10 protein-coding genes are annotated in these 11,253 nt (G+C 75.2%); 6 read left to right on the top strand and 4 right to left on the bottom strand.

Going from position 1 to position 11,253, the window contains the following annotated elements:
• Positions 1-129: 129 nt before the first annotated feature.
• Genes ACJ73U_RS31040 through ACJ73U_RS31065 form a run of 6 tightly spaced genes read left to right on the top strand, consistent with a single transcriptional unit; the run spans position 130 to position 6,928 of the window.
• Complete coding sequence (locus ACJ73U_RS31040; RefSeq protein WP_407781283.1) at positions 130-873, top strand: thioesterase II family protein; 744 nt, start codon at positions 130-132, stop codon at positions 871-873.
• Entirely contained in the window at positions 870-1,910 is a 1,041-nt protein-coding gene (locus ACJ73U_RS31045) for a PLP-dependent cysteine synthase family protein (RefSeq protein WP_407781284.1), read from the top strand. Before ACJ73U_RS31040 ends, ACJ73U_RS31045 begins: the two co-directional genes overlap by 4 nt.
• Positions 1,907-3,436, top strand: coding sequence for an argininosuccinate lyase (locus ACJ73U_RS31050; protein ID WP_407781285.1), 1,530 nt, complete (start codon positions 1,907-1,909; stop codon positions 3,434-3,436). The genes ACJ73U_RS31045 and ACJ73U_RS31050 overlap by 4 nt, the downstream gene beginning before the upstream one ends.
• Positions 3,433-4,659: an ATP-grasp domain-containing protein gene (locus tag ACJ73U_RS31055; RefSeq protein ID WP_407781286.1), complete on the top strand. Its 1,227-nt coding sequence runs from the start codon at positions 3,433-3,435 to the stop codon at positions 4,657-4,659. The genes ACJ73U_RS31050 and ACJ73U_RS31055 overlap by 4 nt, the downstream gene beginning before the upstream one ends.
• Before the next feature lie 17 nt (positions 4,660-4,676).
• Positions 4,677-5,738: a GntG family PLP-dependent aldolase gene (locus ACJ73U_RS31060; protein ID WP_407781287.1), complete on the top strand. Its 1,062-nt coding sequence runs from the start codon at positions 4,677-4,679 to the stop codon at positions 5,736-5,738.
• A complete protein-coding gene (locus ACJ73U_RS31065; protein WP_407781288.1) occupies positions 5,735-6,928 on the top strand; it encodes a helix-turn-helix domain-containing protein in 1,194 nt (397 codons plus the stop codon). Before ACJ73U_RS31060 ends, ACJ73U_RS31065 begins: the two co-directional genes overlap by 4 nt.
• A 17-nt stretch (positions 6,929-6,945) precedes the next feature.
• Here ACJ73U_RS31065 and ACJ73U_RS31070 read toward each other — a convergent pair whose 3' ends face one another.
• The 4 genes from ACJ73U_RS31070 to ACJ73U_RS31085 all read right to left on the bottom strand — a co-directional run.
• The gene (locus ACJ73U_RS31070) at positions 6,946-7,989 is read right to left on the bottom strand and encodes a branched-chain amino acid aminotransferase (RefSeq protein ID WP_407781289.1); all 1,044 of its coding nucleotides are present in this window, start codon (positions 7,987-7,989) and stop codon (positions 6,946-6,948) included.
• A 20-nt stretch (positions 7,990-8,009) separates the two neighbouring features.
• On the bottom strand, positions 8,010-8,393 hold the full coding sequence (locus tag ACJ73U_RS31075; protein ID WP_407781290.1) for a nuclear transport factor 2 family protein: 384 nt from the start codon (positions 8,391-8,393) through the stop codon (positions 8,010-8,012).
• The gene (locus tag ACJ73U_RS31080) at positions 8,390-10,417 is read right to left on the bottom strand and encodes a non-ribosomal peptide synthetase (protein ID WP_407781291.1); all 2,028 of its coding nucleotides are present in this window, start codon (positions 10,415-10,417) and stop codon (positions 8,390-8,392) included. The genes ACJ73U_RS31075 and ACJ73U_RS31080 overlap by 4 nt, the downstream gene beginning before the upstream one ends.
• The coding region (locus ACJ73U_RS31085) for a glutamate synthase-related protein (RefSeq protein WP_407781292.1) at positions 10,414-11,253 on the bottom strand (840 nt) is incomplete at its 5' end. The genes ACJ73U_RS31080 and ACJ73U_RS31085, both read right to left, overlap by 4 nt.

Consider the following 11,253-nt stretch of genomic DNA (forward strand, 5'->3'; position numbering starts at 1 on the left):
ATGTTCGTGGAGGGCACGTTCGGCGTCGCGGTGACCGGCGACGACCTGGACATCCGCAACTTCGCCTCCATCGAGCGGATCGACCGGTTCGTGACCGGCAAGCGCGCCGTCCGGGCGTAGGGAGCGGTCATGACATCCTCGCCGTGGTTCCCGTACCGCAGTGACTTCTCCGCCCCGTTGCGGCTGTTCTGCCTGCCGCCGGCCGGGGGCGGGGCGTCGCTGTACCGCACGTGGCCGGCCGCGTTCGCACCCGACGTCGAGGTGGTGCCGGTCCAGCTGCCCGGGCGTGAGGGGCGGTTGGGCGATGAGCCCGTGACCTCGGCGCCGGAGCTGGTGGCCCGGCTCGTCGAGCCCGTGCTCGCGCGGGCGGGGGAGCGGTACGCCCTGTTCGGACACAGCATGGGCGCACTGCTCGCCCACGACCTGGCCGTGGCCCTGGTCGAGGCCGGCCGCCCGCCCGAACACCTGCTGGTCTCCGCCTACCGGCCACCGCACCTGGGCCGGCGCGCGGAGGACCCGGTCGAGCGGATGTCCGACGACGACCTCCGGGGCTACCTCGCCGAGCGGGCCGGCACGGCGCGGGAGATCCTCGACCTGCCCGAGCTGATGGACATGGTCCTGCCGGTGCTGCGTGCCGACCTCGTGCTCTGCCAGTCCTACCGGCACCTCCCGCGACCGCCGCTGCCGGTGCCGGTCACCGCGTTCGGCGGCGCCGAGGACTCCGGCGTCACACCGGACCAGCTGGCCGCCTGGGCGGAGCTGACCACCGGTGGGTTTCGGCTGCGGATCCTGCCGGGCGGGCACGACTACCTGTTCACCGGCACGGCGGCGGTCCAGGAGATCCGCGCCGCGCTGCCGGTCGGGGCGCTATGACCGCGGTGGCCGACGTGGTGGAGGCGCACCGGATCCCGGTGCTGCTGCGGCTCACCCCCAACCTGTACGCCCTGGCCTACCGCCTGATGAAGATGGTGCCGGCCCGGCACATCCTGCGTGAGGCCCGGCGGGCCGGCACGCTGACCGCCGGCACGACGGTGGTCGAGACCACGTCCGGGACGTTCGGCCTCGCGCTCGCCATGCAGTGTGCCCTCGACGCCCAGCCGCTGGTCCTCGTCGGCGACCCGGTCATCGACGCGCGGCTGCACCGCCAGCTCACCGACCTCGGCGCCCGGGTCGACATCGTGCGGGAGCCGGCCGCGCGGGGCGGGTTCCAGGCGCCCCGGCTGGCCAGGGTCGCCGAGATCCGGGCCGGCATCCCCGACACGTTCTGCCCCGAGCAGTACACCAACCCCGCCAACCCGGACTCCTACTCGCTGATCGCCGACCTGCTGGTCGACCGGCTCGGACAGGTCGACTGCCTCGTCGGTCCGGTCGGTTCCGGCGGCTCGATGTGCGGCACCACCAGGTACCTGCGCGAGGCCGGCCCCGGCATGGTGTCGATCGGCGTCGACGCCAACCACAGCGTGCTGTTCGGCCAGGACGACGGCCCGAGGACGCTGCGCGGGCTCGGCAACAGCCTGCTGCCGGCCAACCTCGACCACACCCAGTTCGACGAGGTGCACTGGCTGGGCGCGCCCGAGGCCTACGCGGCCACCCGTGCGCTGCACCGCGGGCACGCCCTGTTCATGGGGCCGACCAGCGGGGCGGCGTTCCTGGTCGGCTCGTGGTGGGCGCGGTGGCACCCGGACGCGCTGACCGTGGTCGTGCTGCCCGACGAGGGCCACCGCTACCACGACACCGTCTACGACGACGCGTGGCTGGCCGCCAACGGCATGGTCGGCCCGACCCGCGCCGCGCCGCGCGAGGTGGCCACCCCGGGCGAGGGCACGGACGGCTGGTGCCGGTTCGCCTGGCGCCGGCGCACCCTCGCCGAGGCACGCGACGGCGCGCTGGCGGAGGTGGTGGGCTCGTGAGCGGGCGACTGTCCCGCACGCTCACCGCCCGTGCCGCCCGGGTCGTCTTCGGTACCGACGCCGACGCGGCGATCGCGGTCGAGCTGCCCTACATCACCGAGATCGACCAGGCGCACCTCGTCATGCTGGTGGCCCGCGGGCTGGTTCCCAGGGCGGCCGCGGCCGCCCTGCTGGACGAGATCCAGTTCCTGCGCACCAGCTGCTACGTCGAGCTGCGTGGCCGGCCCGCCCCGCGCGGGCTCTACCTGCTGTACGAGAGCCACCTGATCGACCAGCTCGGCGCCGAGGTCGGCGGCGTGCTGCACACCGGCCGCTCGCGCAACGACCTGAAGGCCACCGTGCACCAGCTGCGCATGCGCGCGGCGGCGGACGAGGTGGTGCGGGTGCTGCTGCGCCTGCAGGCGGTGCTGCTCGGCCGGGCCAGGGCCCACCAGGACACCGTGATGCCCGTCTACAGCCAGTTCCAGCCGTCCGTGCCCGGGACCTACGGACACTACCTGCTGGGCGTCGCCGAGTCGCTCGACCAGGACATCGCGGGGCTCGTGCGGTCCTGTGCCGGACTGCGGTGGTGCCCGCTCGGCGCGGCGGGCGGGGCGGGCACCGACATCCCCATCGACCCCGCGCGCACCGCGTCGCTGCTGGGGTTCGCCGCGCCGGCCGAGCACGCCGGCTACGCGATCGCGAGCCGGGACATGCTCGTCCGGGTGCTGTCCTCGGCCGTGCTGGCCGGCGTCACGCTGTCCCGGCTGGCGACCGACCTGCAGCTGTGGAGCACGCCGGAGCTGGACCTGGTGGCGTTCCCCGACGAGCTGGTGGGATCCAGCTCGGCGATGCCGCAGAAGCGGAACCCGTTCCTGCTGGAGCACCTGAAGGGCGGCGCCGGCGCGCTCATCGGCGCCTGGACCGCGGCGACCTGCACGATGAAGGGCACCCCGTTCGGCAACTCCGTGGAGGTGAGCACCGACGGGGTGGCACCGGTGTGGCCGTCGATGGACCGGCTGCGGGACCTGACGGACCTGGCCATCGCGGTGGTCGCCGGGGCGCGGCCCCGCCCCGAGCGGATGCTGGTGGCCGCGCACCACGGCTTCACGGTGGCCACCGCGGTGGCCAACCGCCTCGTGGCGCAGGGCATCCCGTTCCGGTCGGCACACACGGCGACCGGCCGGCTGGTGACCGAGCTGACGGCCGAGGGGATCCGCTCGTTCGCCGAGGTGCCGGCGGCCGTGCTGTCGGCCCGGCTGAGCACCGCCCTGGACAGGCAGGTGACGCTGACCGACCCCGACCTCGACCCGGCGGCGGTCGCCGCGGCCACCGACGTCGGCGGCGGTCCTGGTCTGTCGGCGTTCCTCGCCGCGCACGCCCGCCTGACCCGCCGCTGGCGTCACCGGGTGCACCAGGTGGCGATGGCCGCCCGCCGCCACGAGAGCGCCCGCCGCCGGCTGGCCGGCGCGGTGGCCGAACTGCTGGACACCGGCCCCCGGATCAACGGTGCCGTGCGTCCCGGCCGCCACCGGGGCCGGCCGTGAACGGGCCGTGGTTCGTGCTCGTGGAGAGCAACACCACCGGGACCGGGCGGGACTTCGCGGTCGCCGCGTCGCGACGGGGGTTGACGCCGGTGATGGTGGCGCGCGACCCCCGCCGCTATCCCTACGTCGCCGAGCTGGCGCTGCCGGTCGTCGAGGTGGACACCGCGAACCCGGACGTCGTCGAGGCCGCCTGCCGGCGGCTCGGTGCGCCCGGACCGGTCGGGATCACCAGCAGCAGCGAGTACTTCGTGCGGACCGCCGCGGTCGTCGCGCAGCGGCTCGGGCTGCGGGGCCAGGACCCGGACGCCATCGCCCTGTGCCGGGACAAGTCGGCACAGCGGCGCCGGCTGCGCGACGCGGGTGTGCCGGTGCCGGACTTCGTCCCCTGCGCGACCGCCGCGGCGGCGGCGGCCGCGGCCCGGTCGTTGGGGGGCCCGGTCGTCGTCAAGCCCGTCTCCGGCTCCGGGTCGGAAGGGGTGCGCCGCTGCGCCAACCCGGGCGCGGCCCGCTGGTGGGCCGCCAGGCTGCTCGCGGACCGGCGCCGTTTCCCGGCCGGCCGGCTGCTCGTGGAGCGGGAGGTGCGCGGTCCGGAGTACTCCGTGGAGATCGTCGACGGCGTGCCCGTCGGCATCACCCGCAAGCACCTCGGCCGGCCGCCCTACTTCGTCGAGACCGGCCACGACTACCCCGCACCGCTGCCCGCCGAGCAGGCGGCGGCCCTCGCCGACACGGCCGTGCGGTCGGTGCGCGCGGTGGGGCACGTGGTCGGCCCGGCGCACGTCGAGCTGCGGTTGGCCGGCGTGCCGACGGTCATCGAGATCAACCCCCGGCTCCCGGGTGGGCTCATCCCCCGGCTGGTGCGCCACGCGGTCGGCCGTGACCTGGTCGACGAGGTGGTGGCCGCCGCCGCGGGAATCCCGGCGGCGGACCCCGTCCCCGGCGCGGGGTTCGCCGCCATCCGGTTCCTCCTCCCGCCCCGGCAGGGCGTGGTGGCCGAGGTGAGCGGTCTCGACCGGGCGCGTCAGCTGCCCGGCGTCGTCGACGTGAGCTGCGTGCTCGAACCCGGTGCGGACATCCGGTTCACGCACTCCTTCACCGACCGCAAGGGCCACGCGATCGGCGTCGGCGACCACGCCGCCGGGGCGATCGCCGCGGCGGAGCTGGCACTGGCCGAGCTCCGACTGACCTACACCGACGAGGTGGCGGCCGCGACCGCGGTCTGACCACGAGAGGAGGCGCGGTGGAGACGGTAGAGCTGCGCAGCGACACGTTCACGATGCCGACGGGGGCCATGCTCGCCGCGATGACCCGGGCCCCGCTCGGCGACGACGTCTACGGCGAGGACCCCACCGTCCGGCGGCTCGAGGAGCTGGCGGCCGACCGGCTCGGGATGGCGGCGGGGTGCCTGATGCCCAGCGGCACCATGGCCAACCTCGCCACGCTCATGGCGCTCACCCCGCGGGGTGGCCGGGTGTTCGCCGGGCGGGACTCCGACATCTACGTCTACGAGGCGCACGGGGCGTCGGTGCTCGGCGGGATCGCGCTCGACCCGGTCGGCACCGACGAGCACGGCCGGCTGGACCTCGACGAGCTGGCGCGGGCCATGCCGGAGGACCCCGACGACCCGCAGTTCTCGGTGCCCGCGGTGGTGTGCGTGGAGAACACGGCCAACCGCGCCGGCGGGATCCCCCTCGGCCCGGCGGACCTGGCCGAGGTCGCGGCGGTCGCGCGGGCGAACGGCCTCGCCGTGCACATGGACGGCGCGCGGGTGTTCAACGCCGCGGTGGCGTTGGGCCTCGCGCCCGCCGAGCTGGCCGGGCATGCCGGCTCGGTGCAGTTCTGCCTGTCCAAGGGCCTGTCCGCGCCCGTCGGCTCGGTCGTGACGGGGTCGAGGGAGCTCATCGGGCGGGTGCGACGGGTGCGCAAGATGCTCGGCGGCGGGATGCGCCAGGCCGGCGTGCTCGCGGCGGCCGGCATCGAGGCACTGGACACGATGGTCGACCGGCTCGCCGAGGACCACGAGCACGCGCGGGTGCTCGCCGACGGCCTGGCCGACATCCCCGGGATCGAGGTGGACCCGGCCCGGGTGCGCACGAACATGGTCCGCTTCCGCGTGCGGGACGGGCGGCTGTCCCATCGGAGCCTCGTCGCCGAGGCGGCCGGGAAGGGTGTCCGGCTCGCCGAGCTGGGCCGCGGCCACCTGCGGGCGGTGACCCACCGCGGCGTCGACGCCGCGGCCGTCACCCGCGCGGTGGCCGTGGTCGCCGCGGTCATGGGAGCACACGGAAGAGCGGCGTCGTGACCGGGGCGAGCGCGTTCGGACGGTTGTTGCGGGACCATCGCCGGCGCTCCGCGCTCACCCAGGACCAGCTCGCCGACCTGTCGACCCTGAGCGTCCGCGCGATCCGCGATCTGGAGCAGGGCAGGGCGCACCGCCCGCGGCTCAACACCGTGCGCCTGCTGGCCGACGGGCTGGAGCTGCGCGGCCGGCGGCGGGAGGCGTTCGAGGCGGCCGCCCGCGCCGGGGACGGCATCGGCCGGTGGCTGACCGACGAACTGCGCCGACGACGCCCGCCCGCCGCGATGAGCGGGCTGCTCGGCCGGGACGCCGAGGTGCGGGTGCTGTCCGACCTGCTGCTCACCGACCACCACCGGGTGGTCACCGTCACCGGCGTCGCCGGGGTGGGCAAGACCCGGCTGGCCGTCGAGGTCACCCGGCAGGCGGACCCGCTCCCGGTGCTGTGGTACCGGTGTCCGGTCCGGGACCTCGGCCGGATCGCGGACCCGGTGGGCGACGAGCAGGCGCTGCTGGTGCTGGACGGCCAGCGGGGCCTCGCGCCGGGCGCCGCCGCGATCCTCGAGCTGCTGGACGCCTGTCCGGGGGTGCGGGTCCTCGTCACCGCGTCCGCGCCGCTGGGCCTGCCGGAGGAGCGGGTGGTCCCGCTGCCCCCGCTGGCCGTGCCGCGACACGGGGACGACATGGCGCAGGTCGAGCGGTCCCCGTCGGTTCGGGTGCTGCTGCGGCACATCCGCGCGCTGAACCCGGCCTTCCGGCTCGACGCAGCCAACGTCGCCGCCATCATCGACGTGTGCCGCGGGTGCGACGGACATCCGCAGGTGCTCGGGCAGGCCGCGGTGTGGTGCGCGCTGCGCTCACCGGACCACGTGCGCGACTGCCTCGCGGCGGGCGTGGTGGGCCTGTCGCGACCGCCGGGTGACCACCCGGACCTGGCCGAGGAGCTGGGCCGCGACCTGGCCGCACTCGGCACACCGGAGCGCCGGCTGCTGACCCGCCTGCTGCCGCTGCCCGGGGCCTGGTCGATCGACGAGGCGGCCACCCTGACGGGCGACGACCCGATCCGGGTCGCCGGCACCGTCCACGGTCTGCTGCTGCGCGGTCTGGTCCGTGCCACCGACCACGTCGGCACCACGCGGTTCGCGACCCTGCGCCTGGTGCGGTCGCTCCTGGCCCCCGAGCCCGTGCCCGTCTAGCACCACGGGTCGGACCGCTACGGGACCAGGTGTACCCAGCCGTCCGGGTCGGCGGCACGGCCCTGCTGGATGTCGGTCAGCGCGGTGCGCAGGCGGGCGGTCACCGGGCCCATGGCGCCGTCGGCGATGCGCCAGTCGCCGCCGGTGTCGACCACGCGGCCGATCGGGGTGACCACGGCCGCGGTGCCGCAGGCGAACGCCTCGGTGATCGTGCCGGCGGCGCACTCCGCCCGCCACCGGTCGACCGACACGCGTTCCTCGCTCACCCGGTAACCCAACCGCGGTCCCAGTGCCAGCAGGGAGTCCCGCGTCACCCCGGGCAGCACGGTCCCGGTCAGCGGCGGGGTGACGAGCGTGTCGCCGCGGACGAAGAAGATGTTCATGCCGCCCATCTCCTCGACCCAGCGGTGTTCCGCCGAGTCCAGCCACACCACCTGCTCGCAGCCGGCGGCCGCGGCGGTCCGCTGTGCGGTGAACGACGGGCCGTAGTTCGCGGCGCACTTCACGTTCCCGGTGCCGCCCGGCATCGCCCGGCTGTGCTCGTGGCTGACGTACACCGACACCGGGCGCAGCGTGTCGCCGAAGAAACCGCCGGCGACGAACGCCAGCACCAGGAACTCGTAGGTGCGAGACGGGCGCAGCATCAGGTTGGCCTCGCTGCCGTACATGAGCGGCCGCAGGTAGAGACTGTGCGTGGGATCGTCGGACAGCGCGTGGTGGTCGGCCGCGACCAGGCTTTCCAGCGCACGCAGGTAGTCCTCTTCCGGCAGCTCCGGCATGGCGAGCCGCCGCGCCGAGCGTTGGAACCGGCGCGCGTTGAGTGCGGGCCGGAACAGTGCCATGGCACCGTCGGCCCGGCGGTAGGCCTTCATCCCCTCGAAGATCACCTGCCCGTAGTGCAGGCCCAGCGTCGCCGGGTGGATGGCGAGGTTCGCGAGCGGGCGCAGGCGCAGGCCGTGCCAGCCGTCGTCCTCCGTCCAGCTCATGGTCACCATGTGGGTGGTGAAGGCGTCGCCGTGCCCCGGGTTGGTGGTCGCCGACTGCTCGAGTACGGATGACATGCGTGGTTCTCCTGTGCGGATCAGGCGAGGGGGGCGAAGAAGAACGTGTCGCGCCGGGTGAACCGCCGGTCGGGTCCCAGCTCGAAGAAGTCGGCGAAGCGCAGGTCGACCGGGCTGCCGTCGTGCAACGTGCCCTGGAACTCGCCCCGCACGGCGATGGTGTCGTCGGTGGCCACGACGGACGTCAGGGTGTGCCGGCCCGAGCGGATCTTCCTGACTCCCGAGTAGAACTCGGTGATCCCGTCCTGGCCTTCGAACGGCGCGTAGCCGGGCCGGTGGTAGCTGGCCCGCGGCGCGAACATGGCCACGAGGCCCGGCACGTTCCCGTCGTCGACGTGGTCGTAGAAGCGGCGTGCCAGCGCCGCGGCGTCGGCGGTCGTGGGCTCCGCGGTACTTCTCGTCATGGGTTCCTCCTGGCTGGGGCGGGTAGGGCGGCGCGGTCGAGCTTGCCGTTCGGGGTGATCGGCAGCCGGTCGAGCACCACGAACGCGGATGGGATCAGGTGGTCGGGCAGCAGCCCGGCCAGGTGCCGGCGCAGCTCGCCCGGTCGCGGCTGGGCGCGGTCGACCGGCACGACGTAGGCCACGAGCCGCTTGTCGCCGGGTCGGTCCTCCCTGGCGAGCACCGCGGACCGGCGCACGGACGGGTGCCTGCCGAGCGCGGTCTCCACCTCACCCGGCTCGACGCGGAAGCCGCGGATCTTGATCTGGGCGTCGGCGCGGCCGAGGAACTCGATCACCCCGTCCGGCCGCCGGCGTACCAGGTCGCCGGTCCGGTACATCCGCTCGCCGGGCGCCCCGAACGGGTCGGGGACGAACCGTGCCGCGGTCTGACCCGGCTGGTTCAGGTAGCCGTGCGCGAGCCCGACGCCGCTCATGTACAGCTCGCCGACCACCCCGCACGGCACCAGGTTCAGCTCCGCGTCCAGGACGTGCACCCGCTTGTTGGCGATGGGCGTGCCGACGGGGATGGTCGGGCCCCCCACGTCCGCCACCCCGATCCGGTGGCACAGCGTGAAGATCATGTTCTCGACGGGGGAGTAGCCGTTGACGATCGCCATCTCCGGGTACTCGCGCAGCGCCCTGGCGATGTGGGCCACCGACGCCGGCTCGCCGCCGGTCATCAGCTGCCGCACGCCGGCGAACGCGCCGGGATAGGCGTCCAGCATGAAGTTGAGCAGGCTCGCCGACAGGTGCAGCGTGGTGATCCGGTGCTCGGCCACCAGCTCGGCGATCGCCGGTGGGTCGGGGTGCTGGCCCGGCTGCAGCACGCACGTGCCGCCGTTCAGCAGTGCGCCGAACAGCTCGAGCGCGAACGCGTCCCACGACACCGGCGAGCACTGCAGCACCACCCCGCCCGGCGCGAAGTCCACATAGGACTGCTTGATCAGGGTGCCGACCAGCGCGCGGTGCGGGGCCGCGACGCCCTTCGGCTTCCCGGTCGAGCCGGAGGTGAACATGACGCACGCCAGGCTCTCGGGGCCGGCGGTCGGCGCCGGCGGGCCGGCCGGGCACGCGGCGATGGCGGCGGCCTCGTCGTCGACCAGCACGAGGCGTGCCCCGGACTCGCGCACCAGCCCGGCGAGCGCGTGGTCGGTGACGGCCAGGGTGCCGCCGGACTCGGCGAGCACGCGCGAGAGCCGGGTGGCCGGGAAGTCGGGGTCCAGCATCGTGTACGCGCCGCCGGCCTTGAGCGTCGCGAGCACGGCCACCACCAGCTCCGGCCCGCGTTCCAGGCAGATGCCGACCGGCGCGCCGGCGCAGGGTGCCGTGGCGAGGATGTGGTTGGCGAGCCGGTTGGCGCGGGTGTCCAGCTCGGCGTAGGTGATGCGCTCGTCGCCGAACACGAGCGCGGTGGCGTCGGGGGTGACGGCGGCGCGGGCGGCGACCAGTTCGGGGACCGTGGCGTCCGGCAGGGGCCGGTCGGTGGCGTTCCAGGTGACCGCGATCCGGTGCCGCTCGGTCGGTGCCAGCAGGTCGATCTGTCCGACCGGGACGCGCGGGTCGGACACGGCGGCGGCCAGCACCCGGCGCAGCCTGCTCGCCATCTCGTCCACTGTGGACAGCAGGTCGGCCGGCAGCTCCAGCGTCACCTCGAGGCCGGCGTCGGGTGTTCGCGCGCTGACCGACGCCGCCGGCGGGACGCCGGGCGCGGCGACCACCCGGTGCCCGGCGAGCAGTTCGGCGAACTCCGGGTTGCCGGTCACGGCGACGCGGGCGGGGATGTCGTCCGGGGCGCCGACCACGGGGTCGGGTCCGGCACCCAGCCGGGAGAGCAGCACCGCGGCCGCCGCGCGCAGCACGGCCGCGAGCGGCACGCCGGCCGCCCGGGCCAGCCCGCGCAGGCCGGTGTGCAGTGCGGCGTCCACCAGGCAGGTGTGTGTGGTGCGGTTCGGTGCGACCGCGGGCGCGGTCCGGCTCAGGGTCACGCTGTCTCCACTGTGGACATCTCGGGGACCGGCGCCGTCCCGGGGGACCAGACGTCCTCCGGCGACAGTGCCGAGGTGTGGTATTTGCCGAGGGCGCTGGTGAGCAGCCGCAGCTCGAGCGCGAGGCAGTCGACCAGCCCGCGCAGCCCGGCGTCCGGGTCCTCGTCCACCGCGAGCAGCGCGGCCCGGCCGAGGCCGGCCGCCCGCGCGCCGAGGGCGAGGCACTTCGCGACCCGCGTGCCCTCCCACATCCGGCCCGACACGAGCAGGCAGCCCTGGCGCGCGTCCACGCGGCGCAGGCACTCGGCCAGCGGCAGCCCGACGTGGTCGAGGAAGCAGGTCGGCGCCCACCCGGTGCCGCCCTCGGCGCCGTCGACGGTCACGGCGTCCGCGCCGGCCTCCCACGCGGTCGCCGCGGCGCCCGCCACGTCCCGGCCCGGCGGCAGCTTCACCCAGACCCGCGCGCGCGGGAAGTTGTTGCGCATCAGGCGGATCTGCTGGCGCAGTATCTCGCTGGTGAAGGTGCCGGGAGTCGCGGCACGCAGCGCCCGGCCGTCGTCGAACAGCGGGTCGACGGCGAACGCGCCGGCGAGCCGCGCCGCGGCCGCGGCGTCGAGCACCGTCATCCCGCCCAGGCCCGGCTTGGCGCCCTGGCCGACCTTCAACTCGAAGCCCAGCCGCCCGGACTCGAGCAGCCCGGCCGCGTTCGGGTCGCTGTAGACCAGGTTCCACACCTCGGCGTCGGCGTCCTCGGTGCTCTGCTGCACCACGACCCCGCCGAGCCCGTCGGGCGCGGCCTCCGCGTATGCCCGGATGCGGCCCAGCAGCCCGCGCTC

It is taken from the genome of Actinophytocola sp., from assembly GCF_045807065.1.
Classification (GTDB): domain Bacteria; phylum Actinomycetota; class Actinomycetes; order Mycobacteriales; family Pseudonocardiaceae; genus Actinophytocola.